The sequence below is a fragment of the Nocardia sp. NPDC004340 genome (assembly GCF_053602575.1).
The window spans coordinates 955,692-980,974 of sequence record NZ_JBSGDW010000001.1; the positions used below are offsets into that span (position 1 = coordinate 955,692).

The window sequence follows — 25,283 nt, forward strand, 5'->3', positions numbered from 1 at the left end:
ACGGGGAGGTATCGGACTCCTCATTTTTGTAACAGCGCCTTAACGTGAGTTTTCGGTAACTTCCACGCAACGCGATCACGCGCAGAAGGAGTTACCGCATGACACCCCACATCGACGCGGCGTCGACCGCCTGGCTGCTGGCGGCCACGGCGCTCGTGCTGTTGATGACACCCGGCCTCGCGATCTTCTACGGCGGCATGGTGCGGTCCAGCGGCGTGCTCAACATGCTGATGATGAGCTTCATCTCGATCCCGCTGGTGACGGTGGCCTGGCTGCTCGGCGGGTACAGCCTGGCCTTCGGCGATGACGCGGGCGGCGGAATCATCGGCGACCTGGAGCATTTCGGGCTCGCCGGCATCAACCCGGACACCGTGCACGTGGTGGACAAGACCACCGGCGCGGGTGTTCCCGAACTGTTGTTCGTCACCTTCCAGCTGACCTTCGCGATTCTGACCGTGGCCCTGATCAGCGGCGCGATCGCCGACCGGACCAAGTTCTCGGCGTGGATGATCTTCGTGCCGGTGTGGGCGCTGATCGTGTACGCGCCGATCGCGCACTGGGTGTGGACCTCGGACGGCTGGCTGAGCAAGATGGGCGCGCTGGATTACGCGGGCGGCATGGTGGTCGAGATCGCCTCGGGCGCTTCGGCTCTGGCGATGGTGCTGGTGCTGGGCCCGCGGCAGGGCTTCAAGGTGGACGCGATGCGCCCGCACAATCTGCCGTTCGTGGTGCTGGGCGCGGGCCTGCTGTGGTTCGGCTGGTTCGGCTTCAACGCGGGTTCGGCGCTGACCGCCGACGGCACCGCCGCGGCGGTGTTCCTGAACACGCTGGTGGCGGGCTGTCTCGGCATGCTGGGCTGGCTGGTGGTCGAGGCGCGCCGCGACGGCAAGCCGACCACGTTCGGCGCGGCGTCGGGTGCGGTGGCCGGTCTGGTGGCCATCACCCCGTCCTGCGGTGAGGTGAACACCATCGGCGCGATGGTCGTGGGCCTGGTCGCGGGCGTGGTGTGTTCGTTCGCGGTGGGCTGGAAGTTCAAGGGCAACTACGACGATTCGCTCGACGTGGTGGGCGTGCACTTCATGGGCGGCATCGTCGGCACGCTGCTGATCGGCTTCCTGGCCTCGGCCGTCATGACCAAGGGCCCGGCGGGCCTGTTCTACGGCGGCGGGCTGGGTCAGCTCGGCAAGCAGGCATTGGGCGTGGTGACGGTGGCGGCCTTCGCCTTCGGGGTGACGTTCGCGCTGGGCAAGGTGCTGGACAAGGTGGTCGGCTTCCGGGTCACCAAGGAGGACGAGCTGGGCGGCGTCGACTTCGCGCTGCACGCGGAGACCGCGTACGCCGAGGGCGTGCACGGACATTCGCCGAACCGGATCGGCAAGCCGCTGGGGCACTGAGCCCGAAGCTGTTTCGAGCCCCGTCGCGTACCGCGGCGGGGCTCGAGTGTTTCGGCGGTCAGTTCACCTTGCTCACAGCGGCGGTGAAGGTGTTGCACTGCATGGCGCGGTCCTTGTCGTAACCGATCTCGAACCAGCCGCCCATGCTCTGAGCGGTGCCGTGATCGCGCATGTCGCCGGGTGCGTCGCCGCGGTGGTAGGCGTCGTTGCGGGCCACCCCGATCTGGGCGCTGGTCAGCGAGCCGCCGTTACCGGAGGACGACAGGTACATGCCGTCGAAGCACTGGGCCTGGAGTTCGGTGCGGCGCGACAGTTCCAGCCCGGTGTCGCTGCGCGATCCGGCGTCGCGGCGCTGCTGGTGCACCTTGCCGAGGATGCCCGACTGCGCCTGCACGTGGTGGCCGTACTCGTGGGCGAACACCGAGAGGTAGACGACCCAGCTGTTGCCGAAGATGTCGGTCTGCAGCTGGCTGATCGGCATGTAGATGGTCATGTCCGCCGAGCAGTAGAAGGCCGCGAAGTTACTGCTGTTGCCCGTGCACAGGGTGGTGATGCCCGCGGTGTCCGCGGACACGTTCAGCTTGGGCGCGGGGAACGGCAGATTGATCTTGTCGAACAATGGTTTCCACGCCGTGTGCAGGCAGTCGGCCGCTGTCTCGAAGAACTTGCGCGCCACCTCGACCTGGGTGCCCCACGGCGAGTACGCGCATTTGGCGGGCAGCAGCGTGTAATCGGGGTTGGTCAGCAGCGGGTTGTCGCCGGTGGCGGCGACACCGTGGTTCTCCCCGGCATCGTTGGAATAGCCGGTCTTGACGTTCGAGCCGGAGCCCAAGGGGTTCAGACCGGTGGTGACGGCGGTGCGCAGCAGCACACCGGACACCAGCAGCACCAGGATCACGACGAGCGTCCCCACCCGGCCGCGTCTCGGCGGCGCGGGCCGGGCCACCGGAATCGCGCCGGTCGGCGGCGCGGCGGTGGGCGGCGGCATGGGCGCGCGATACGCGGGCCGGCCCTGACCGGTGGACGGATATCCGGGTTGCCCGTATCCGGGTGGTGGCGGAAAGCCCTGCTGCGGTGGGTAACCCGGCCGGGCGGGGCCCTTGCCCGGCTGGACCGGATAGCCCGGGCGGGGTACGCCGGGTTGCTGCGGGTGACCGGAGTACGGCGGCGGCTGATGGCCCGGCTGGGGCGAATATCCGGGTGGCCGTTGATATCCGGGCGGCGGCGGATACCCGGGCTGGGGCTGGTACCCGGGTGGCGGCGCGCCTCCGGGCTGACCCGCCGGGCGGCGCGGGACCGCCGGGAATCCGGGTTGCTGGACGGGCTGCTGCGGATTGCCGTGCGGCTGTGGGTTTCCAGGAGGCGGCGTGGGCCGGCGACCCGGGGGCGTCGGTCCGTGCTCGGACGGTGGGCGAGTCAACCCCCGCACCCCCTCGTTCCTCAGAGATAGCCTGCCGGCTCCATAGACCTGCGACTTGCCGCTGAGGAAGGATAGCAAGCTGGCTAGAGTGCCAGTCATGCAGATTTTTCGGGGGGCCGCCCTCGTCGCGCTGCTGCTCGCGATGGCGGGTGTGGCGGCGCCGGCCGCGTGGGCGCAGCCGGCCGGTGTGGATATCACCGCGGAGGTGAATCTGGGCGACGACGGTCTGCTGCGGGTCACCGAAACCGTGAAAGTCCCCGAGGGCGGGGAGTTTCGGCAGGTGCTGCCGCTGCGCGTGCAGGTGAGCCCGAGTGTGCTGCGTACGTTCGAGGTGACCGAGGTGTCCGCCGAGGGGGACGGCGAGGCGCATGTCGCGGACGATCTGTTCACCATCTCCGCGCGACCGGGCGCGGCCACCTTCAAATACACGGTGCACAACACCGTCAGTGACGCTACGGGCGCGCAGGTGTTCCAGTGGACCGGCGTGCTGAACACCGATGTGGCGTCGATCAATGCGACGGTGTCGAGCCCGAGCTTCCGGATGGGCGTCACCAAGTGCACGGTCGGCCCGCCCGGAAATCCGCAGAACTGCGGCGATATCCGGGTCGAGCCGGACGGTTTCGCGCATCTGGAGAAGACCGACCTGCGCAAGGGCGACATTCTCGATGTGACCTTGCAGTTGCCGCCGAATACGGTGCGGGCCAATGCCGATGTGCGCGACGACAACGCGCCCAACGCGTTCTCGCCGACCGGTCCAGTGTGGGCCGCCTTCGGCGCGCTGCTCGCGGCGGTGGCCGCGGCGGCCGGATACGTGCTGTGGTCGCGGCGTTCGGCGCCGGTCGCCGCCGAGACCCTGGATCCGCTGGTGCGCACCGGCAATCACGTGCAGTTCACCTCGCCGGACGGTGTGCTGCCGAGTACGGCGGGCCTGCTGCTCGACGGCCACGCCGATGTGCCGGACATGGCGTCGACCGTGGTGGATCTGGCCGTCCGCAACTATCTGTGGGTGACGGTCGCCGGTGACGCGGATTGGCGCTTCTCCCGGGTGAATCCGCCCGACGCGCAGCTGACCGCCTATGAGCGCGCGGTGTATTCGGCGCTGATTCCCGACGGCACGGACGCGGTGCTGCTGTCCGAGCGCCGCGGGCAGGTGAACGCGAAGGCGGTGCGCGCCGCGCTGATCGACGACGCGGTGACGGCCGGGGTGTTCATCGACCGCACCCGCCGCGGTTTCGAGTTCTGGCTCGGGATCGCGCTGATCGTGGGCGGCCTCGCCGCGACCGTGGCGCTGGCCCTCGGTCCGCAGCGGCACGCCCTGATCGGTATCGCGCTCGCGCTGGGCGGCGTGGCAGCGCTGCTGCTCCCCCGCTATCTGCCGTCCCGCACCGCGATGGGCCGGGAGTTGACCGGCCGGGTGCAGGCCATGCAGCGCGGGCTGGACGCGCTTGCGCCGCAGCGCATTCCGGCGGCGGATCAGGAGCTGGCGTTCTCCCGGGCGCTGCCGTTCCTGGTGGCCGCGCGCCGGGGCGATCAGTGGGTGCGCACGTTCCGGGACCTGGATCCGACGGCGGACGGGAGTCCGGGGCTGTACTGGTTCGGCGGGTTCGAGGGCGATCGCAGTCTGCAGCGTTTCGGCGCGCACTTCCCGTACTTCATCACCGCGGTCGAGGGGTTGTTCCGGCCCGGCAATCAGCGGTGACACACCCCCGGCGACCGATATACCAACCGATGTAGCAGGGTTGCCCATTCGCTATTGTCACGGCGTGAGCAATCGATTGGCAAAATTGGTGGGCACACCGATCATCATCGAAGTCCGATGATCGATCGCCATATCGCACGAACAGCCCAGGAACTTAGTTATCCGACAGCTATTCGACCGACCGATGCGGGTTTCGGCCGCGCCTTCCGGGTGCGGACCACGGCGCTGCAGGCCGAATTCCTGGCCGCGCAACCGCAGGCGGTGCTCGCCGACGTGGCCTGGAGTTCCCGGGCCATCGCCGGCTATCTGAGCCTGGACGATCCGCGCGGCGAGTCGGTCCGGTTGCGCCAGGCCGTCGCGGACACCGCCGCGGCCTACACGGCGCGGCTGCGCTCGGCCGCGCGGCCCGCCGGGCAGGAGCCCGTCACGGTGACGATCGCGCGGACGCCGTGGTCGGTGCCCGCGTGCGGCGGCGTGGCGCCGCCCCCGCCGGTGGCGGATCTGCTGAACGGCCTGTGGGCCGCCGTGATCGACCGCGATCGCGAGCTGCTGGCCTACCTGCTGGGCGCGCCGGGCAGCCCCGGTCACCCGCTGGCGGTGACCACGCGCACCGGGCAGCCCGGGGAGCAGTGTCTCTATCTATGGGCCGATGCCTGGCAGCGGGCCTGGACCGGCGATCCGGCGGCGGAGACCATCATCGTGGACGGGATCGAGGCCGCGGTGGACGCGCAGCAGTCCGGCGGTGACGACTACCCGCTCACCATCGCCTATTCGGCGTTGTGCCTGCTGGACGCGGTGCTGCGCGGCGACCCGGCCGAATTCGAGACCGCCCTCGTCGAGGGCCTCGAATTCCACCGGCGCTTCTGGGACACCCCGCAGCGCGGCCTGGATCCGGAGGGATTCATCGCGTGGCCGCTGCTGGCGGTGGTGTGCCTGGCGGTCGATCGCGGGTTGAGCCCCGGGGTCTCCACCGGGTATCTGCCGACCGGGTTGATGTACCGCACCGCGTAACCGGTTCGCCCGCAACCGCTCTCACCGTTCGGCGTGCACCGCCAGGGCCCGCCGGGCGTAGGCGCGCACGTCCGCGTCGCTGTCGGCGTGGGCGGTTTCGAGCGCGACGCGGGCCGCTTCGGACTCCGGCCAGACGCTGAGCGTCAGCACCGCGGCCTTGCGGATGTCCGGGTGGATGTCGGTGAGCGCCGCGTTCAAGGCCGTCACGGCGTGCTCCGGGCCGACCCCGGCCAGCCCGCGCGCCGCGCCCTCCCGGATCTGCCAGGCCGAATCACCCAGTGCGGCGGTCAGGATCGCGGTATCGGCATCCCCGCCGAGCCGGGCGAGCGCGGTGAACGCGGCCGCGCGCACCAGCGGATCGCGGTCCAGGGCGAGGGCGCGCACGGTGTCGGCACCGCCCTGACCGATGGTGGCCAGGCCGCGGGCGGCGGCGATGCGGACCTCACGGTTGTCGTCGTGCGCGGCCGCGGTCAGCGCGGGCCAGTCGTCCAGCGACACCAGCGCGTGCACGGCCTGGATGCGGACGCGGTGGTCCGCGTCGACCGAGGCCTTGCCGAACAGTTCGGCCGTCCCGGCGCGCAGTGAGCGCAGCAGATCCACGACGGCCGCGCGCACGAACGGGTCGGCGGAATCGGCGTGCTCCGCGAGCCCCGTTGCGGTGGGCAGGATTTCGGCGAGTTCGCGCAGGCCCGCCACGGCGGCGGCGCGCACCTCGGCGTCCTCGTCACCGAGTGCCGCGACCAGTTCGCCGGCGAATCCGTCGGGCGTGTTCTCGGTGAGTACCGCGAGGGCGTTCGCCCGCACCCGCGGGTCCGAATCGGACAGGAAGGGGCGCAGTTCCGCGACGCCGGGCGCGTCCAGGCTCAGCAGCAGCGCGATCCGGGGCGCGACAACGTCTTTCGCCGTCCGCCCCGCCGGGGCGTGTGAGCGCACCTGGGCCCCGAGGTTGGGCGGGGTGCCGATCAGCGCGGGCTGCTCGACCGGGATGACCGCCGTGTCGGCGCCGGGCAGGTCGTCCAGTCCCGGCACGGGCACGAAATACGGTGCGACGGGCCGCTTCAGGAACTCCATGTCCCCGTCGGCGGTCTTGCGCAGGTTCAGGTGGTACCGCCATTCGACGTCGTCGCGGGCGGGCAGGTCGGCGCGCTCGTGGTAGAGCCCCCACCGGGATTCGGTGCGGGTGAGCGAGGAGCGGGCGGCCATCTCCGCGCAGTCGCGGATGAAGCTGACCTCGGCGCAGCGCATGAGTTCGTGCGGGGTGCGCGCGCCCATGGCGGTGAGATCGCCGCGCATGCGGTCGAAGGTCTCGATGGCGAGGGAGAGTTTGGCGGCCGTCTTGGGCGGGGCCACATAGTCGTTCACGAAGCGGCGCAGCTTGTATTCGACCTGCTGCTGCGGCGGCCCGTCGGGTTGGCGCAGCGGCCGGTAGACGAGTTCGTGGGCGGCGGCCAACTGGTCGGCGGGCAGTGCGCCGGGTTCGGGCAGCTCACCGAGGGTGGAGGCGGCGTGCGCTCCGGCGAGGTCGCCGTAGACGAACGCGCCGATCATGTAGTTGTGCGGCACGCAGGCCAGGTCACCGGCGGCGTAGAGACCGGGCACGGTGGTGCGGGCGTTCTCGTCGACCCAGACGCCGGACGCGGAATGCCCACTGCACAAACCGATCTCTGAGATGTGCATCTCGATGTCGTGGGTGCGGTAGTCGTGGCCGCGATTGGCGTGGAAGGTGCCGCGGGTGGGGCGTTCGGTGGTGTGCAGGATGTCCTCGAGCGCCTCGAGGGTTTCGTCGGGCAGGTGCGAGACCTTCAGATAGATGGGCCCGCGGGCGGATTCGATCTCCCGTTTGACCTCGGCCATCATCTGGCCGGACCAGTAGTCGGAGTCGACGAACCGCTCGCCGAGCGCGTTGACCTGGTATCCGCCGAACGGATTGGCGACGTACGCGCAGGCCGGGCCGTTGTAATCCTTGATCAGCGGGTTGATCTGGAAGCATTCGATCCCGGACAGCTCGGCCCCGGCGTGATAGGCCATGGCGTACCCGTCGCCCGCGTTGGTGGGGTTCTCGTAGGTGCCGTACAGGTATCCGGAGGCGGGCAGCCCGAGCCGCCCGCACGGCCCGGTGGCCAGGATGACGGCCTTGGCCCCGACCGCCACGAATTCCCCGGTGCGCGTGTTCAGGGCGGCTGCGCCGACCGCCCGCCCGTTCTCGGTGAGCACCCGCACCGGCATCAGCCGGTTCTCGATGCGGATGCGCTCGCGCATGGTGCGCTGCCGCAGCACCCGGTACAGGGCCTTCTTGACGTCCTTGCCCTCCGGCATGGGCAGCACGTAGGACCCGGACCGGTGGACCCGCCGCACGGCGTATTCGCCGTAGGCGTCCTTCTCGAATTTCACGCCGTAGCGCTCCAGCCGCTGCACCATGGCGAAGCCGCGGGTGGCGGTCTGATAGATGGTGCGCTGGTTGACGATGCCGTCGTTGGCGCGGGTGATCTCGGCGACGTAGTCCTCGGGTTCGGCCTTGCCGGGGATGACGGCGTTGTTGACGCCGTCCATGCCCATGGCCAGCGCCCCGGAGTGGCGGACGTGCGCCTTCTCCAGCAGCAGCACGTTCGCGCCGGCTTCGGCGGCGGTGAGGGCGGCCATGGTGCCGGCGGTGCCGCCGCCGATGACCAGCACGTCGCAGTCGAGACGGAGGGTGTCGTCGAGATCGGGGATTTCCATTACTTCGTCGCCTCCGTGAGCTCGCCCGAATGGTTCAGGGCGGCAATGATTTCGGACCGTAGGGTGGTGCGGTCGACGCCGTTCTCACGCGGCCGGGGGACCTCCAGCAGGGCGCGCAGGGGTTCGCCGGCGCGGCCGAGGACGGCGATGCGGTCGCCGAGCAGCAGGGCCTCGTCCACGTCGTGGGTGACGAAGACGACGGTGGTGGGGTGGCTGTCCCAGGTGTCGACGAGCAGCCGCTGCATGGTGTCGCGGGTCTGGGTGTCGAGGGCGCCGAAGGGTTCGTCCATCATGACCGCGCGTGGCGCGCCCGCCAGGCCGCGGGCCAGCTGCACGCGCTGGCGCATGCCGCCGGACAGCGATTTGGGCAGGAAGTCGGCGAAGCCGGTGAGCCCGATCTCGGCGATCCAGCGGTCGGCCAGTTCCCGGCGTCCGGCGCGCGGCGCGCCCCGCAACCGCAGTGCCAGTTCGATATTGGCGCGCACGGTCTTCCAGGGCAGCAGCGCGTTGTCCTGGAAGACGACGGCGCGGTCGCGGTCGGTGCCGGTGACCTCGGCGCCGTCGGCGAGCACCCGGCCCGCGCCGGGGCGCAGCAGTCCGGCCAGGGCGCGCAGCACCGTGGACTTCCCGCAGCCCGAGGGTCCGGTGAGGACGAGGATCTCGCCGGGCCGCACGGTGATCGACAGGTCGTCGATGATCGGGGCTCCGGTGTAGGAGAGCCGTACCCGGTCCAGGGTCAATCCGATTCCGGCCGTGCTCATTTCTCCTCCTCGTCGCCGCGCGGCAGCCAGTGGGTGACGCGCCGCCCGAGCAGTTCCACCGCGGCGGAGGTGGTGTAGCCGAGCACGCCGATGGTGATGATGCCGACGAATACGCCCGGGTAGTCGACGATGGTGTACGCCTGCCAGGTGCGGTAGCCGACACCCAGTCGCCCCGAGATCATCTCGGCCGACACCACGCAGATCCAGGCCACGCCGAGGCCGACGGAGAGCCCGCCGAACACGCCGGGCAGGCTGCCCGGCAGCACCACCCGCCACAGCACGTCCCAGCGGTTGCCGCCCTGGGTGCGGACGGATTCCTCCCAGATGGTGGGCAGCGCCCGCACCGCGTGCCGGGTGGCGACCAGGATCGGGAAGAACGCGGCCAGGAAGGTGATGAACACGATTCCGGCCTCGTCGTCGGGGAACAGCAGGATGGCGACCGGCACGATGGCGATGGCCGGAATGGGCCGCGCCAGTTCGGTGAGCGGTCCCACCGTGTCGGCGAACCAGCGGGAACGACCCAGTGCCACACCGGCGCTCACGCCGATCACGGCGGCCAGGCCGAAGCCGCTGAGGATCCGGATCAGCGACTGCCCGAGGTCCAGGTAGTAGGCGTCGGCGCCGAGCTGATGCCGGAAGGCCCGCACGATCTGGGTGACGGTCGGCAGCGTGTCGAACCGCACCCAGAGCCGAATGTGGTTGGCGGTCAGGAACTCCCAGGCCCCGATGGCGGCCAGTACGGACAGCGCCCGCACGATCCGCGACCGCCACACCGTCCGGCCGGCCCGCGGGCGCGTCACCCGCGGTGCGGCCGGGGTGAGGACCGGGGCCGCCGCCGGCGCGGCGACCGCCGGGGCGCTCATACCCGGACCTCGTTCACGGCCTGGTCGAAGCCGACGATCGCGCCCGCGGCGTGCTTGGCGAGGTACCGCTGCGCGGCCGCCGGCGTGGTGAAGGGCAGGTAGTTGTCGCCGTCGCGCACCCAGATCGCCTTGTCCGCGAACCAGCGGGTGCCGAGCTCGGCGTCCGGCACGTAGGCGGCGCGCACCGTCTTACCCTGTGCCCGGGCCTGTTTCACGGCCCGCAGCAGGGCGGTCGGGTCGGCGAGGGACTGCGTCGTGTCCTGCCCGGTGAGCCAGAGCTCACCGCCGGATCCGGGCAGCGGGTTGGCGTTGATCGCCAGTTCGGCGTCGTAGTTCAGCCCGCGTTCCTGGTACGCCTGCTTCAGCGCGGCCGGGTCGACGAACTTGTCGATGTCGAGTTCGGCGAAGTCGCCGATCGACTTCAGGTACGGCACATCGCCTTTGAAGGCGGCCAGCAGCGACGGCTTCAGCGTGGTGTCGAAGGAGGTTCCGCCCGGCCCGTTGTAGAGGTACACGACCTCCGGGGCCAGCCCGGCGTTGTCCGCGACGGTCTGCGCCGCCTCCAGGGGGTGCTGGTGGATGAAGTCGGTGGCATCGAGCTGGGCTTGCAGGAAGGCATCGAGCACCTCCGGGTGCTGCTTGGCGTAGTCGCGGCGGGCGACCACGCCGTGGAAGGTCGGGACGTTCAGTTCCGCACCGTCGTAGAGCAGCTTGGCCTTGTTCTGGAACACCAGCAGGCCGGGCCACGCCACGAACTGCGACAGCGCCGCCACCTGTCCGGATTCCAGTGCGGAGGAACCGATCTGGGGTTGCTGGTTGAGCACCTCCACCCCGGACTTGGGGTCGATGCCCGCCCGGGTGAGCGCCTGGACCAGGGTGCCGTGCCCGGCCGAGCCGACGCTCGCCGAGATCTTCTGCCCGGCCAGGTCATTGATGGACTGCGCCTTGGAGTCGGGCGCGACGACCACCATGTTCAGCGCGCCCTTGGGGTTGTAGCCGGTGATGGACACCAGCTCGGTGCGGGAACGCTCATTGGCCTGGGTACGGGAGCCGTTGATGAGCAGCGGGTAGTCGCCCATGGAGCCGATGTCGATCTTCTCGGCCACCATCTGCGCGGTGATCGGCGCGCCGGTGTCGTAGTCCTGCCACTCCACCTGGTACTTCGCGCCGCCCTTGGCGCTCAGCGCGTTCAGGCGTTGCTCCAGGAAGCCCTTGGCCTTCAACAGGGTTCCGGCGGTGACGGTATTGATGGTCTTGGACTGGTAGCCGATGACGACCTTGATGGTGTCGCCGTTGCCGGCGTTCTCGAGCGAGCAGCCGGACACGGTCAGGGCGAGGGCGGAGGCGAGGGCCGCGGCGATGACGCGGGCGGGGCGGTACTTCATGGGTTTCCTCAGCGGGTTGGGCTCAACGCAGCAGGTAGGGCATGTTGACGGTGACGGCGCCGGTGGGACAGCGGGCCGCGCAGGGGCCGCAGTACCAGCACTCGTCGACGTGCATGTACGCCTTGCCGTTGTCGGGGTTGATCGCCAGCGAGTCCAGCGGGCAGATCTCCACGCAGAGCGTGCAACCCTGGATGCACAGCGATTCGTCGATGGTCACCGGGACATCCGCCCGGTTCTCGGCCAAAGCCATCTAGGTCAACCTCCAGTCGGTGCCCGGGTCGGCATCGGGTGAGCGTTCCGGCGGCCGGATCAGGCTGCCGCGCATGGTGATCCGGTCGCCGCGCATGCGGATGTACTCGAGGTCGACCGGGCGGCCGTCCTCCAGCGAGGTGAGGCGCTCGAGCAGCAACAGCGCGCCGCCCTCGGGCATCTGCAGGGTCATGGCCGAGTGCGCGTCCGCGGTGATGGCCTCCAGGGCCAGTTCCGCCGAACCGAGCGGGCCACCGCTGATCTGCTCGATGAGCGCGAACACGTCATTGGTCTCGAGGTCGCGGGTGACGACCTCGTCGCCGATGCCGGGGACCAGGTAGGTGAGGTCCAGGCTGAGCGGCAGGTCACCGAACCAGCGCAGCCGCTCGATGTAGACGGCCTGCTCGCCGGGTTCGAGCCGCAGCTTGCGGGCGACCGCGGGCGGCGGGGTGACCCGGCGGGCGGCGCGCACCTCGTTGCGGACCTCGCCGTGGCCGCGCAGCGTCTCCTTCAAACCGAGCAGGGCATCGAGGCCGTGGTCGTATTTGCGGCGCGCGACATGCGTTCCGATCTTCGGGGCGCGCTCGATCAGACCTTCGTCCTTGAGCAGCGCGAGCGCGTCGCGAACGGTGTTGCGGGACACGCCGAATTCCGCGGACAGCGCCGCCTCGGCGGGCAGCGCGTTGTCGAAGGCGCTCGCGTGGATCTGCTGACGCAGCACATCCGCCACGTGACGGGCGCGATCCGCCCGGCGTTCGGGGGCGCGCAGCGGTACCGGTTCCGGCGACACCTCGACTCCTTTCTACGCCGTTGACCTGCGGTTTCAGAACTGTAGCGGCGAAAATGGGGCCGTCCGGACCGCTCACCGCGCCCCTGCGCCGGCGATGCGGTTCTGCGCCGCCCGCCCGAGCGCGCGGCCTGCCGGAATGCGGTCGAATCGGGGTATTGCGCCACCCGAGCCGGGAGTGCGCGCCTTGGAATCACACTGAGCGGAATGCGTGTGCGCGACAGCGGACTCGAGTGGGGTGGGGATTCGGGCCGCCGCTCGAGATGTGAGAAGAGAATGTGGCGTGCGCCACTCGTCCCGCGCGGCTCGATCCGTGCCGCGGATGGCTTGAAATATCAACCGGCGCAAAAGATTCGGTGACTCAGGAGGTTGCCCGGAGGGTTTCGCGCCGACGCGCCGCGACAGGCCCGGGACTGCCGGGAGGATCGCGCTTACCTTCCGTTCCTCGTGATCGGAATGATACTTTGATCCTATGTCTGCCAGCCGCCCCTCTTCCGCGCCGCGGGTCACCTACGTGACCGTCGCGCTGGGCGTTCGGCTGCCGCGGCAACGGGAACTGTGTTGTCCCTGCCGTCGCGCAGTCGAGTTCTGACCGGATCGTCCAGGCATTTCCGCCGGGTCGTAATCCGGGTTCCTCGCTGCACCGCTGAAACCTTCATGTAGGCATTCGTCCACCCGTCGACCGGGTGGACCGCAGCAAGGATTCGACACAGTGTCCAGCCCCACGCTCGACCGCACCCATACCGCCGTCTCCACCGCGACCACGCGGCCCGCTCCGGCGCGCCCGGCCGTGCCCCCGGAGTTGCGGATCACCGACAACCCGGCGGCCGCCGTGCTGCGCGCCGCCACTCGCGGCCCGATCTTCCGCGATGTCGCCGCGCAGACCACGGGTCTGAGCATCGCCACCGTGAATCGCCAAGTGTCCGCGCTGCTTACGGCCGGACTGCTGCGTGAGCGCGCCGATCTGACCGCGTCCGGCGCGGTGGGCCGCCCCCGGGTGCCGTTCGAGGTCGACACCGACTCGTATGTGACGCTGGGTGTGCACATCGGCTTCACCGTGACCCGCATCGTGGCCGCGGACCTGTCCGGCCGCATCCTCGGCGGGCTCGAAATCGCCACGCCCCAAACGGGTCAGGACGCGGCGCTGACCATAGTGGCCCGCAGCGCCAAGGCCTTCCTGGACCGGTTGCCGCGGCGGCGGCCGCTGTGGACCGGCGTCGCGCTGGCCGGTCGGGTGGATCCGGCGGCCGGGGTCGTGGACCATCCCCGCCTGGGCTGGCAGGCCGCGCCGGTGGCGGCGGTCTTCAGCAGCGTGCTGGACCTGCCGGTCTCGGTGTCCGCGCACGTCGAGGCGATGGCCGCGGCGGAGCTGCTGCTCACCCCGCGCGACCCGGCCGAGGAGAACCGGCCCGGCAGCAGCCTGTTCGTGTACGCCCGCGAAACCGCCGGTGTCGCGGTCACTCTGCACGATCGCGTGCACACCCCCACCAACGGCCCGGGCTCCATCGCGCATCTCCCGACCGGCTCGGACGCCGATTGCACCTGCGGCCGGCGCGGTTGCTTGGAGGCCACCATCGGTGAGCGCGCCCTGTTGGAGCGTGCCGTGCGCAAGGGCATCCTGCCCAAGCCGGAGGCCCCGCGCCGCCCGGCCGTCACCGATCTGTACCGGGCCGCCGACGCGGGCCATGCCGACGCCCGCGACCTGCTCATCGAGCGGGCCGAAATCCTCGGCCGCACAGCGGCTCTGGTGCGTGACATGTTCAACCCGGACCGGGTGGTGCTGGGCGGTCAGGCGTTCACCGGCTGGCGGCCGGGCATGGAGCGGGTCGCCAAGGCCTTCGCGGAGTCGACCACGCTGCCCGCGGCGGATCTGCGGATCAGCCGATTCGGCGGCCGGGTACAGGAATTCGCGGCGGCGGTCACCTCGGTGAGCGCGTTCTACGCCGACCCGCTCTCGGCCATGCGCCGGGCGACGCGGACCCGCTGACCCACCGCACACGAAGTCCCCGCCGGGTGATTCCGGCGGGGACCTACGCCGTATCCCCGCCCCGGAGAGCGTGATCGGTGGCGAACCACACGGCCACCTCGGCCCGGCCACTCGCTCCGAGCTTGCCCGCGATGTTGTGCACGTGCACCTCGGCCGTCCGCTCGGAAATCCCCAGCGCCCGGGCTATCTGACGGTTCGTCCGGCCGCGCGCCACCAGCGCCGCCACCTCACGCTCGCGCCTGGTGAGCAGCGGCTTCCCGGCTCGGTGCGGAAGCGAGACGTCGAGATCGTCGAGGACCTCGGCGAGGTATCCGGCGGTGTCGGAGCGCACCCGGTCCGCACCGATCCGGCGGTGTTCCTCGAAGGCCGCCGGGCCGAGCGTGGCGACCGCGTTGCCGAATGTCTCTGTCAGCCAGCGCATCCCGAACGGCACCGTCATGGCGCCGATCGCGGCGGCGAGGGCCTCGGCGGCGCCGAGCAATTCGGCCATGCGCGTGAGTCTGGAACCGCTCAACGCGACCGCGGACGCCACCATCAGACCGACGCTCGCCCCGTACAACCCGCCGGCATCGAGGAAGGCGACCAGGCAAGCTCGTGCCTCGGTCCTGGCCTCGTCGATCCGATCGGTGCGCCACGCCGCGACCGCGCGGATCAGGGCCGCCCAGCCCAAGGCCTCACGATCCCCGATCACCCGCATGATCCGGTCGGCCGCCTCGGCATCGCGGGCGGCCGCGACATAGTCTTCCTTCCCGAGTTCGACGCCCGCCAGCATGATCAGGCCCCAACCGTGGGCCAGCCCCCCGGTTTCGCCGGCCGCGGTGATGAGCGCCAGGGACTCGTGGATCAGGCTCTCGGCGGGGGCCAGCTCGTCGTCGAATGCCGCTGTGAGCCCTCGATATTGCAGTGCGCGGGCCAGGCCGCGATCGTCGTAGAGCCCCCGGAATGTCGCCGCCGCGACCTCGAGCGCCGCCGCGGCGGCCGCCCGGTCGCCATGGATCATCGCCAGGTCACCGACCCCGACGTGGGCCCAGGCGGTGAACCACTCATCGACCTCACCGGACATCGCGAGGACGGTCGCGAGCCACCGCAATCCCTCCCGGAAATGACCGTGCAGCTGCCAGAAGTGCGGCAGCGCCCCGGCGAGCCGGATCGCGGTGCCGGCATCACCGGATTCGATGCTGTGCGACAGCGCGGCGCGCAGGTCGGGGTGCTGGGCCTCCAACCGGTTCGCCCACGCGTGCTCCGCATAGGTCCGGAAGGCGGCGCCGGCGCGCTCGGCGAGATCGCGGAAGTAGGACGCGTGGACATTCCGCAGTTCGCCCAGGTCCCCCGATTCGCGCAGATGCGCGCGGCCGTAGCTTTTCACGGTCTCCAGCAGGCGATAGGGCGCGGGTCCCGCGGCGGGGTCGAACGAGACCAACGATTTGGCGACGAGACCGGCGAGGAGTCCCGCGCTGTCCCCGTCGGACCGTGCGCAGCCGACTCCGTCCACCTCCTCGATTCCGAAGCTGCCCGCGAAGATCGCGAGTCGGTCGAACAGTGTCTGCTCGGCCGGACTCAGCAGTCGGTAACTCCAGTCCATGGTGGCGACGAGCGTGCGATGATGCCGGATGGCGGCCCTGTTTCCACTGGTCAGCAACCCGAACTGGTCGTCCATGAGGGTCGCGATCCGCTCGACGTCGAGCGCTGCGGCTCTCGACGCGGCCAGCTCGATCGCCAGCGGGAGGCCGTCGAGATAGCGGCAGATCCGCGCGGCTCCGGCAGCGGTCGCCGCGGTCATCGTCAGGTTCGGCTGCACCGCCCGAGCCCGCTCGAAGAACAGCGCGACGCTCTCCGCGCCGGTCACGACCGCGAGATCCTGATCGCCGGTCGCGGACGGCAGCGCGAGTCCTCCGACGCGCAGGACGCCCTCACCCGGTATCTCGACCAGTTCCCGGCTCGTGGCCAGAATCCGCAACAGGCCGCAGCGCTCGAGCAGCTCGGTCACCACGGTCGCCACGGACTCGACGACGTGTTCGCAATTGTCGAGCACGATCAGCGCGGCCGACGCTTCGAGACGGACCGCCAGGGAATCGGTCAGGGAACGCCGGCGATGCTCGGGAACCCCTACGGCCCCGGCGATGGCGTGCGGTACGAGCGCGGGGTCCGTGATCGAGGCGAGTTCGACCAACCAGCAGCCGTCCACGAAATCATCGCTGTGCGCCAGCGCGACCTCGAGCGCGAGCCGACTCTTGCCGGCGCCGCCCGGCCCCGTGATGGTGACGACTCGATAGGTCTGGAAAAGCTCCTGGATCCTCGCGAGATCGGCATGACGTCCGACGAAGCTCGACAGCGGCGTCGGGAGATTGTTCAGCGGAGGAGCGAGCTCCCAATCGCTGGGCGTCACTGTCGGAGCCTACGCGTACCCCACCGGTGCCCGGAAGTACGTGATTCCCCCAATAGCGGTCCGATGCGGCCCGGACCGATTCTGATCTGGAGAGCCGGTCACAGCCCGGCGATCGTGACGGCATCGACAATCGATCGAGGTGAGAGCAATGAGTTGGGACAGCACACACGAATGGTGGCGGGCACTGCACGACGTGGCCGCGGAGATCGAGAACCGACGAGACGGCGAGCTGCCCTGGCGCGCCGAACACGCCGCGGTGTTCGGCGACCCGGGCGGACTGATCGCGGCGCTTCGCTACCGCTGGAATCTGATGGTGCGAGCGCACGAGGACGAGCTCGCCGGCGCGGACGGTGAGGCGCGCGAGCGCGAGCTGATCGAGGCCAATCAGGGTGTATTGCAGGTCTTGCGGGCGGCCGGGCATCACGAACCCGCCGCCGTGCCCGCGTTCGCCGCGGCCTGAATCCGTCGAACCTCGGTTCGTACCCGGGAGGCCGGGCCGGATGGTCCACGATCCGGCCCGGCCCCGGGTCCCGCCCCACGCGCGAGGCCCATTGCGCGTGGTGCGGGGTACCGCCACCCGCCCCGGAGTCCCCTTCCAGCCGGGCGGCGGTGGTCTCAGGCGGCCCGCGCCTGCGGGGTCAGCCCCCACTCGCGCGCCAGCAGGCGGTGCGACCGCACCCGGTCCTCGTGGTCGAAAGCCACACTGGTGACCAGGATTTCGTCCGCGCCGGTCAGCTTGCGCAGGGCGTCGAGGCGTTCGGCGACGGTGGCCGGGGAGCCCACCAACTGGGTGGTCACCCGATCGTCGACCAGCCTTTGCTGCGGACCCGACAGCGCGGGCGCGGTATCGGGGTCGAGGTAGTCGGCCGCACCCGCGCCGCTGCGGATGGAGTACACCCAGTGCCCGTAGCTGGAGGCCAGGTGCCGGGCGGTGGCGTCGTCCTCGGCGACCAGCACATCGGCGGACACCACCACGTACGGCCGCGGGAAGCGGGCCGAGGGCCGGAACGCCGCCCGGTACGCCTCCACGGTCTCGACGATGGTGCCGGGCGACACGTGGTAGTTCGCCGCGAACGGCAGCCCGAATCGCCCTGCCAGTTGCGCGCTTTCGCCGCCGCTGCTGCCGAACAGCCAGGGCTGCACGTCCGCGCCCTCGCCCGGGACGGCGTGCAGTTCCACGCCGTCGGTGGTCACGAAGCTGCCGTCGAGCAGCGCGAGGATCTCCTCGACCTGCTCGGTGTACGGCAGTGGCCGCGACCCCGGGAGGTGCAGGGTCTCCAAAGCCGCCTTCACCCTGGTGAAGTCGAGCAGCTGGCCGGGGTAGAACGGCGGCGGGAGCACCACGCCGTCGCGGACCTCGGTGGGCCGCGGCGGGGCGGGCACCGGCGGCACGCCCGCCGATCGCAACTGTTCGCCGCGTTGTCCCGAGCGGCCCAGCCCCAGGTCCAGCCGGCCCGGGTAGAGGGCGTCGATGGTGCCGAACGCCTCCACCACGGAGATCGAGGTGTGGTGACCGAGCTGTACGGCCGCCGAGCCGACCCGGATGGTGTCGGTGGCGGCGGCGATCAGCCCGATGAGTGTGGTCGGCGCCGCGCTGGCCACCCGCACGAAGTGATGTTCGGCGACCCAGAACCGGTGGTAGCCCAGCTTTTCCGCGTGCCGGGCCAGGTCGACGGTATTGCGGAGGGCCTGCCGGGGCGTCGAGCCGGCGCTGATCGGCGACAGGTCCAGCACGGACAGCGGGATGGTCATAGCGACCGCCCCCGCCGCGGATCCTGTTCGCCCGCTTCGACGGCCAGCGGCAGCCGGTTCTCCGCCGGGGCGATCGGGCAGGTCGCGTAGTCGGTGAAGGCGCACGGCAGGTTGACCGCGCGATTGAAGTCGAGCAGCACGCTGCCGTCCGCCGCGGGCCGGGACAGATCCAGTCGCCGCGCGCCGCCGTAGGTGGTGACGCCGCTGGTGCCGTCGGTGAACAGCACGTGCAGGCCGAGGGCCTCGCTGCCGAACACCACAAGTTCGCGACGCTCACCGTCCAGGTCGAAAGTGACTGTGCCGGTTGCGGTGTGGTGATGCTCGAGACCGTCCACGACCGCGCCGGTGGTGACGACACGGGTCTGCGCGAAGGGCTCGAAATAGCCGGTCACGATCCACCGCTGCCGCGGTTCGTAGACGGGGATCTCGGTGAACGCCGCCAGGGTCGGCGCGGCGGGATCGTGCACGCGCAGCGCGAACTGCCCGGTCCGCCGGATCACCTCGATGATGCGGTCACCGGTGTGGACCTGGAGACCCGGCGCGCCCTCGCCGGGCGTGATCGCGGCCTCGCCGCTCAGCGCCACCCCGTCCAGCGACAGCTCCGGCTGTTCCGAATCGACCGTGACATAGACGTTCTCGCTGTCCGCGCGCCACCGGCCGGGCAGCCCGTCGACCGTCTCCGGGTCGGCCCCCAGCCAGTGCAGCCCGGTGAGGCTGAGCCAGCCCAGGGGTTGGCGCGCCCAGGCGGCGCGTTCGGTGCGGAAGGCTGCCCATTGCTGGTCGTAGGTGGTTTCGATGACGGTCATGAGGCGCGTACTCCTTCGGTGCCGTGATGGGGGTGGCGCAGGCCCAGGTGTTCGCGCAGGGTCGCGCCGGTGTACTCGGTGCGGAAGCTGCCCAGGGACTGCAACTCCGGGACGACCTTGTCGACGAATTCGTCGAGCCCGGTCGGGGTCAGATGCGGGACCAGGACGAAGCCGTCCGCGGCGTCGGATTGCACGTAGCGGTCGATCTCGGCGGCCACCTGCCGGGGCGTGCCGACGAACTGCTGGCGGGCGGTGGTGGCGATGATGAGGTCGCGGATGGAGAGCTGCTCGGCGGCGGCCTTGGCCCGCCAGGCCTCGGCGACGGCGAGCGGGTCGCGGGCGTGGCGCACCCGTCCGCGGGTGATGTTCGCGTCGTCCACGGGGTCGATGTCGGGCAGCGGTCCGTCCGGGTCGTAGGCGGAAAGGTCACGGCCCCAGACCTGTTCGAGGAAGGCGATGGCGGTCTGCGGCGTCACCTGCTGGCGCCGGATGTGCCGGGCGCGTTCGGCGGCGTCCTCGGCGGTGTCGCCGAGCACGAAGGCGGCGGCGGGCAGGATCTTCAGGTCGTCGCGCCCCCGGCCGTACTTGGCGAGCCGGTCCTTCACGTCGCGGTAGAAGCGCTGTCCGTCCTCGAGTTCGCCGTGCGCGCTGAAGATGACATCGGCCTTGGCGGCGGCGAATTCGCGGCCTTCGTCGGAGTCGCCCGCCTGGATCTGCACCGGGTAGCCCTGCGGGCCGCGGGGTAGCACGAACCGGCCTTCGATCTCGAACTGGTCGCTGCTGAACCGGGCCTGCGGGACGGGCTGGGCGAAAACGCCGCGCTCCCGGTCGATCACGAGGGTGTCGGCGGGCCAGCTGTCCCACAGCGCCCGGGTGGCCTCGACCACCTCGTGTGCGCGGGTGTAGCGCTTGGCGTGCTCCAGGTAGCCGCCGCGCCGGAAGTTCTCGCCGGTGAAGGCGTCCGAGGAGGTGACCGCGTTCCAGGCCGCGCGACCGCCGGACAGGTGGTCGAGCGAGGCGAATTGCTTTGCCAGTTCGAACGGTTCGTTGAAGGTCGTGTTGATGGTCCCCGCCAGCCCGAGGTGGGTGGTGACGGCCGCCAGCGCGTTGAGCACCGTGAAGGTGTCGGGCCGGCCGACCACGTCGAGGTCGTGGATGCGGTCACGGTGTTCGCGCAGCCGCAACCCCTCGGCGAGGAAGAAGAAGTCGAACAGGCCGCGTTCGGCGGTGCGGGCCAGGTGCACGAAGGAGTCGAAGTCGATCTGGCTGCCCGAGTCCGGGTCGGTCCAGACGGTGTGGTGGTTGACGCCCGGGAAGTGGGCGGCCAGGTGAATCTGCTTGCGTATCCGATGATCCGGCATGGCGGTGACTCCTCAGGCGTGGGCGTAGCGGCCGGCGGGCCGGGGCAGGCCCAGCCGCTCGCGCAGGGTCGGGGTGAGGGCGGGCAGCTGCGGCAGGGCGGCGGCGAGCGCCAGCGGGCGCAGCACCACACCGTCTGCGGCGCAGTCGGTTTCGATGCGGCGCAGGATGCCGCGCAGTTCCGCGGGGGTGCCGATGTGGAAGACGGTGGCCGGAGCGGGCGAGGCGGTCCAGTCCTCCAGCTCGGCGACCTCGAGGGCGGCGGCGTCCGCGGTGTCGGCGAGATGGATGTCCAGGTCGAGCAGCACCCGCACCCGGTTCGGATCGCGTCCGGCGGCGGCGATGGCGGACCGCAGTTCGGAGCGGGTGGCGGCGGCGGTCGCGAGATCCGGTGCGGCGATCCGGATCAGGTCGGCGCGGTGCACGGCGACGCGGGTGCTGTGCGGGTCGGCGGCGCGCACCGCCACCGGCGGCTGCCCCTGTGGCGGACGCGGGGTGATGGACGGTCCCTTCACCGAGAAGTGCTCGCCCGCGAAGTCGATGTAGTGCAGCCGGTCACGGTCGATGAACCGGCCGGTGACCTGGTCGCGGATCTCGGCGTCGTCGTCCCAGCTGTCCCACAGCCGGGCCACCACCTCGACCGCCTCGTCCGCCTCCGCCCAGCGGGAGCGTTCGTCCTGCTCGGGTTTGCGGCCGAACAGCCGCGCCTCCCCCGCCCCGACGGCCACCTCCCAGCCCGCCCGGCCCGCGGCCGCGAAGTCCAGGCTGGCAATGGCTTTGGAGAGATGGAAGGGCTCGGTGTGGGTGACCGAGGCCTGCGGGATCAGGCCGATGCGCCGGGTCTCGGCGGCGGCGCGCGCGGCCACCGCCACCGCGTCCAGGCGGCCGATGGCCCCGGCGGATTGCAGGGTGAAGGAGTCCGGCAGGAACGCCAGCTCGATGCCCGCGTCCTCGGCGGCGCGCAACGCGTCCACCCAGTACCGGGCGTCGAAGAGGTCCTCGGCGCGGGAGTCGGCGCGCCGCCAGGAGGCGGGGTGCGCGCCGGTGCCGGACAGTTCCAGGCCCAGCAGCAGCGGAGTCGGATGCGGCATCAGGCTGTCCTTTCTAGCGGTAGCGGGTGATCGGGGGTGGCAGCCCGGGGGACGGCCGCGAGCAGTTCACGGGTGTAGTCGTGTCGCGGTCGGTCGAAAACCTCGGCGGTGGCTCCGGTTTCGACGACACCGCCCTGACGCATGACCGCGACACGATCGGCCAGGCGACGGACCACCCCCAGGTCGTGGGAGATGAACAGGTAGGCCAGGTCCAGTTCGGCCTGGAGTCGTTCGAGCAGGTCGAGGATCTGCGCCTGCACCGAGACGTCCAGGGCCGAGACCGGTTCGTCCAGCACGAGCAGCTCGGGGCGCGGGGCCAGCGCGCGGGCGATGGCGACCCGCTGCCGCTGCCCGCCGGACAACTCCGCCGGGCGGCGATCCAGGAAGGCGGCGGGCAGCGCCACCTGATCCAGCAGCTCGGCCACCGCGGCACGTCGTCCGTGCCGATCGCCGATCCCGAACGCCTGCAAGGGTTCCGCCACGATTCGTCCGACCGTCAGCTTCGGATTCAGCGAGACGTACGGGTTCTGGTAGACGACCTGGACGCGACGGCGCAGCGCCCGCAGGTCCGAACCGCGCAGGGCGGTGACATCCTGCCCGTCGAACGTGACGCTGCCCGCGTCGGGCGCGGTCAGCCGGGCGATGATGCGGGCCGTGGTCGACTTGCCCGAGCCGGATTCGCCTACCACGGCCAGGGTTTCACCGCGATGGACCTCCAAGGACACGTCGTTCACCGCGTCGACGGTGAAATCCCTGGTGACGCGGAAGGACTTGCGCAGACCGGTCGCCGCCAGCAGCGGGGTCCCGTGTTCGCGGACCGGACGCGCGGGCTGATCCGCACCGAGGCTCGGCACGGCGGCGATCAACCGCCGGGTGTACTCGTGCCGCGGATTGCCCAATACCTCCGCCGCCGTGCCGGTCTCGACGATCATGCCGTCCCGCATCACCGCGATGCGGTCCGCCCGTTCGGCCGCGACGGCCAGGTCGTGAGTGATGAGCAGCACCGCGGTCCCCGATTCCGCGGTCCGCGCGGCCAGTAGATCGAGAATGCGGCGCTGCACGGTGACGTCCAGCGCGCTGGTCGGCTCATCGGCGATCACCAGTTCGGGCCCGCAGGCCAGCGCGATCCCGATCAGTACCCGCTGCCGCTGTCCGCCCGACAGATCCTGGGGATACTGGCGGGCCCGCAGCTCGGGGCGGTCCAGCCCGGCCTGCTCGAGGATCGCGACCGCCTCGAGGTCGGCGGTGCGGCGATCGGCGCGGCCGTGGATGCGCAGCACCTCCCCCACCTGCCGTCCGATGCGCAGCACCGGATTGAGCGAGGTGCCCGGATCCTGCGGAACCAGTCCGACGCGCGCGCCCCGAATCCGTTGCAGCGCGCGCGGAGACGCCCGGTCGACCCGCTCCCCGTCGAAGGTGATCTCCCCGGCGGTGATCACCCCACCCTGCAGCAGCCCGATCACGGCGTGGGCGAGAGTGGACTTGCCCGAGCCGGATTCGCCCACCAGCGCGAGCGTCTCCCCGCGCCGGACCTGGAGCGAGACGCCGCGCACGGCGGGTGTCGCTCCGCCGCGGCCCCGATACTCGACCTGTAGCCCCTCGATGTTCAACAGCTCGGTCATCGGGCCTCCTTCTGCAAGGCGCGGGCGATCCGCTGGGTGGACAGCACCAACACGACGATGACCAGCCCCGGCAGGGTGGTCAGCCACCACGCGGTGGCCAGGTAGCCGCGGCCCTCCGACACCAGCGAGCCCCATTCCGGGGTGGGCGGCACCGCGCCGTAACCGAGGAAGCTCAGCGACGCCACGAACAGGGTCACCACGCCGAAGTCGACGGCGGCCAAGGCCGCCACCGGCCCGTACGCATTGCGCAGGATGTGGCGGAACAGCACGATGTGCCAGCGCACGCCGGACGCGAACGCGGCCTCCACGTAGGGCGCGTTGCGCACCCGCAGCACCTCGGCGCGCATCACGCGCGCGAACCTGGCGATCAGCGAGATGCCCACGGCGATGGCCACATTGCGGGTGCCCAGCCCCAGCACGGTGATGGTGGCCAGGGCGAGCAGCATGTCGGGAATCGAGAGCACCACGTCGACCACGCGCATGATCGCGGTGTCGATCACGCCGCCCGCCGCACCCGCGACCAGCCCGATCAAGGCGCCGGTCACCAGCCCGATCAGCACGGCGAACACGGTCGCGCTCAACGACAGTGCCGCGCCGTGCACCACCCGGGTGTAGAGGTCACGCCCGAGATTGTCGGTGCCGAACCAGTGCTGGAGGCTGGGGCCGCGCAGCTTCTGCGCGGGCACGCCGCGCAGGGGATCACCGCTCGCGAACACGGCCGGGGCGACAGCCCAGGCGCACACCAGCGCGACGACCGCGCCCGCCGCGACGGTTCCCGGATTGCGCCGCGCCCACGCCGCGGCCGCGGTCCCGCCGGCGAGGGCCTCGCGGCGGAACGTCCGGTCGGACTCGGTCCGAAGTGCCAGGTCAGACATCGGACCACTCGTCATCCGCGTCCCAGAAGGCGATGCCCGGGTCGAGCAGGGGGTGGGTCAGGGTGATGACCCGCAGCGTCGATCGCGGGCCGCCCGAGTAGGCGCGCAGCCGCGCGCGCAGATCACGGATCACATGCCGGGGCGGGGTCGGCGAACGGTCAGGCATGAGCACGCTCCTTCGTCGAGTTCCTGTGCACCACACGGGGGTCGAGCAGGGGGTAGGCGAGATCGACCAGCAGATTGACGGTCACGAAGGCCAGGGCGGCGAACACGACGATGCCCTGGACGACCGGGATGTCCTGGCGCAGTACGGATTCCTGCGCCAGTCGGCCGATGCCCGGGCGGGAGAACACCGTCTCGGTGACCACCGCCCCGGCCAGCACGGTGCCGGTCCACAATCCCGACACCGTCAGTGCGGGGGCGGCGGCCGGGCGCAGGACGTGACGCAGCTGCACCCACCAGCGGGACGCGCCCTTGGCGAAGGCGACCTCGACGAACGGCTGCCGCCAGGTCGCGGCCAGGCTCGCGTGGAGGACCTGGGCGATGACCGCGCCGACCGGGATGGCCAGGGTGATCGCGGGCAGGATGGTCCCGCCGAATCCGGAGCCGCCGAACGCGGGCACCAGTTTCAACCGGAACGAGAACAGCTGCAGGAGCAGCAATCCCACCCAGAAGCCCGGCATCGACGCCCCGACGGCGGGCAGCGAGGTGAGCAGCCCGCGCAGCCGGGGACGTTCGGTGTACGCGGCCGCCAGGGCCAGCGCCCCGCCGGCCGCCACGGCCAGCAGCAGCCCGGTCGCCGCCAGCGCCAGCGTCGAGGGCAGGGCGTCGCCCAGCGCCGCGGTGACGGTCTGACCGGTGGAGATGGAGTGGCCGAGGTCGCCGCGCACCGCATGCGACAAGGCCGTCCAGTACTGGGCCCACAACGACTGGTCGAGACCGTAGCGTGCCCGCATCTCCGCGACCGCCGCGGCGTCGACGGGCGTGCCGGTGGCCGCGTCGGCCGCCAGCGCCACCGGGTCGCCGGGCAGCAGGTACAGCCCGGCGAAGGACAGCGTGAACGCCGCCCACAGCACGCCGATGGCCTGCAGCACCCCTCCGATCACGTAGCGGCCCAT

At 71.0% G+C, this 25,283-nt stretch carries 21 protein-coding genes; 5 read left to right on the top strand and 16 right to left on the bottom strand.

Annotated features, from left to right (window positions below; translation table 11 throughout):
- Nucleotides 1–98: 98 nt before the first annotated feature.
- Nucleotides 99–1,394 (top strand): ammonium transporter, encoded by a 1,296-nt coding sequence (locus ACWEOI_RS04160; RefSeq protein ID WP_433669895.1) that lies wholly within the window; start codon nt 99–101, stop codon nt 1,392–1,394.
- Between the two features lie 58 nt (nt 1,395–1,452).
- On the opposite strand, the gene ACWEOI_RS04165 is transcribed toward ACWEOI_RS04160, so the two are convergent.
- Nucleotides 1,453–2,382, bottom strand: coding sequence for a neutral zinc metallopeptidase (locus ACWEOI_RS04165; protein ID WP_452358897.1), 930 nt, complete (start codon nt 2,380–2,382; stop codon nt 1,453–1,455).
- A 529-nt stretch (nt 2,383–2,911) separates the two neighbouring features.
- Between ACWEOI_RS04165 and ACWEOI_RS04170 the strand changes: the two genes are divergently transcribed.
- A complete protein-coding gene (locus ACWEOI_RS04170; protein ID WP_452358898.1) occupies nt 2,912–4,513 on the top strand; it encodes a DUF2207 family protein in 1,602 nt (533 codons plus the stop codon).
- A gap of 117 nt (nt 4,514–4,630) precedes the next feature.
- Complete coding sequence (locus ACWEOI_RS04175; protein ID WP_452358899.1) at nt 4,631–5,524, top strand: immunity 49 family protein; 894 nt, start codon at nt 4,631–4,633, stop codon at nt 5,522–5,524.
- Between the two features lie 21 nt (nt 5,525–5,545).
- Here ACWEOI_RS04175 and ACWEOI_RS04180 read toward each other — a convergent pair whose 3' ends face one another.
- Genes ACWEOI_RS04180 through ACWEOI_RS04205 form a run of 6 tightly spaced genes read right to left on the bottom strand, consistent with a single transcriptional unit; the run spans nt 5,546 to nt 12,290 of the window.
- On the bottom strand, nt 5,546–8,242 hold the full coding sequence (locus ACWEOI_RS04180; protein ID WP_452358900.1) for a fumarate reductase/succinate dehydrogenase flavoprotein subunit: 2,697 nt from the start codon (nt 8,240–8,242) through the stop codon (nt 5,546–5,548).
- The gene (locus ACWEOI_RS04185) at nt 8,242–9,003 is read right to left on the bottom strand and encodes an ABC transporter ATP-binding protein (protein WP_452358901.1); all 762 of its coding nucleotides are present in this window, start codon (nt 9,001–9,003) and stop codon (nt 8,242–8,244) included. The genes ACWEOI_RS04180 and ACWEOI_RS04185 overlap by 1 nt, the downstream gene beginning before the upstream one ends.
- Nucleotides 9,000–9,866, bottom strand: coding sequence for an ABC transporter permease (locus ACWEOI_RS04190; RefSeq protein WP_452358902.1), 867 nt, complete (start codon nt 9,864–9,866; stop codon nt 9,000–9,002). Before ACWEOI_RS04190 ends, ACWEOI_RS04185 begins: the two co-directional genes overlap by 4 nt.
- Nucleotides 9,863–11,251: an ABC transporter substrate-binding protein gene (locus tag ACWEOI_RS04195; protein WP_452358903.1), complete on the bottom strand. Its 1,389-nt coding sequence runs from the start codon at nt 11,249–11,251 to the stop codon at nt 9,863–9,865. Before ACWEOI_RS04195 ends, ACWEOI_RS04190 begins: the two co-directional genes overlap by 4 nt.
- Nucleotides 11,252–11,273: 22 nt before the next feature.
- Entirely contained in the window at nt 11,274–11,501 is a 228-nt protein-coding gene (locus tag ACWEOI_RS04200) for a 4Fe-4S dicluster domain-containing protein (RefSeq protein ID WP_357087910.1), read from the bottom strand.
- Nucleotides 11,502–12,290: a GntR family transcriptional regulator gene (locus ACWEOI_RS04205; protein ID WP_452358904.1), complete on the bottom strand. Its 789-nt coding sequence runs from the start codon at nt 12,288–12,290 to the stop codon at nt 11,502–11,504.
- A 709-nt stretch (nt 12,291–12,999) separates the two neighbouring features.
- Between ACWEOI_RS04205 and ACWEOI_RS04210 the strand changes: the two genes are divergently transcribed.
- Nucleotides 13,000–14,274 carry an ROK family protein gene (locus ACWEOI_RS04210; RefSeq protein WP_433669880.1) on the top strand — a complete coding sequence of 425 codons (1,275 nt, stop codon included), beginning with the start codon at nt 13,000–13,002 and terminating at the stop codon, nt 14,272–14,274.
- A gap of 43 nt (nt 14,275–14,317) precedes the next feature.
- Here ACWEOI_RS04210 and ACWEOI_RS04215 read toward each other — a convergent pair whose 3' ends face one another.
- On the bottom strand, nt 14,318–16,660 hold the full coding sequence (locus tag ACWEOI_RS04215; RefSeq protein ID WP_452358905.1) for an ATP-binding protein: 2,343 nt from the start codon (nt 16,658–16,660) through the stop codon (nt 14,318–14,320).
- Between the two features lie 148 nt (nt 16,661–16,808).
- Here ACWEOI_RS04215 and ACWEOI_RS04220 point away from each other — a divergent pair, with 148 nt between their 5' ends.
- Nucleotides 16,809–17,120 carry a hypothetical protein gene (locus ACWEOI_RS04220; protein WP_433669876.1) on the top strand — a complete coding sequence of 104 codons (312 nt, stop codon included), beginning with the start codon at nt 16,809–16,811 and terminating at the stop codon, nt 17,118–17,120.
- Nucleotides 17,121–17,275: 155 nt separating this feature from the next.
- On the opposite strand, the gene ACWEOI_RS04225 is transcribed toward ACWEOI_RS04220, so the two are convergent.
- Genes ACWEOI_RS04225 through ACWEOI_RS04260 form a run of 8 tightly spaced genes read right to left on the bottom strand, consistent with a single transcriptional unit; the run spans nt 17,276 to nt 25,283 of the window.
- The gene (locus tag ACWEOI_RS04225) at nt 17,276–18,412 is read right to left on the bottom strand and encodes an LLM class flavin-dependent oxidoreductase (protein WP_433669874.1); all 1,137 of its coding nucleotides are present in this window, start codon (nt 18,410–18,412) and stop codon (nt 17,276–17,278) included.
- Complete coding sequence (locus tag ACWEOI_RS04230) at nt 18,409–19,218, bottom strand: DUF1684 domain-containing protein (RefSeq protein WP_452358906.1); 810 nt, start codon at nt 19,216–19,218, stop codon at nt 18,409–18,411. Before ACWEOI_RS04230 ends, ACWEOI_RS04225 begins: the two co-directional genes overlap by 4 nt.
- The gene (locus ACWEOI_RS04235; protein WP_452358907.1) at nt 19,215–20,579 is read right to left on the bottom strand and encodes an NtaA/DmoA family FMN-dependent monooxygenase; all 1,365 of its coding nucleotides are present in this window, start codon (nt 20,577–20,579) and stop codon (nt 19,215–19,217) included. Before ACWEOI_RS04235 ends, ACWEOI_RS04230 begins: the two co-directional genes overlap by 4 nt.
- Before the next feature lie 12 nt (nt 20,580–20,591).
- On the bottom strand, nt 20,592–21,668 hold the full coding sequence (locus ACWEOI_RS04240; protein ID WP_452358908.1) for an LLM class flavin-dependent oxidoreductase: 1,077 nt from the start codon (nt 21,666–21,668) through the stop codon (nt 20,592–20,594).
- A complete protein-coding gene (locus tag ACWEOI_RS04245; RefSeq protein ID WP_452358909.1) occupies nt 21,668–23,290 on the bottom strand; it encodes a dipeptide ABC transporter ATP-binding protein in 1,623 nt (540 codons plus the stop codon). The genes ACWEOI_RS04240 and ACWEOI_RS04245 overlap by 1 nt, the downstream gene beginning before the upstream one ends.
- Complete coding sequence (locus ACWEOI_RS04250; protein WP_452358910.1) at nt 23,287–24,165, bottom strand: ABC transporter permease; 879 nt, start codon at nt 24,163–24,165, stop codon at nt 23,287–23,289. The genes ACWEOI_RS04245 and ACWEOI_RS04250 overlap by 4 nt, the downstream gene beginning before the upstream one ends.
- Nucleotides 24,158–24,331, bottom strand: coding sequence for a hypothetical protein (locus tag ACWEOI_RS04255; RefSeq protein WP_357087937.1), 174 nt, complete (start codon nt 24,329–24,331; stop codon nt 24,158–24,160). Before ACWEOI_RS04255 ends, ACWEOI_RS04250 begins: the two co-directional genes overlap by 8 nt.
- Entirely contained in the window at nt 24,324–25,283 is a 960-nt protein-coding gene (locus ACWEOI_RS04260) for an ABC transporter permease (RefSeq protein WP_452358911.1), read from the bottom strand. The genes ACWEOI_RS04255 and ACWEOI_RS04260 overlap by 8 nt, the downstream gene beginning before the upstream one ends.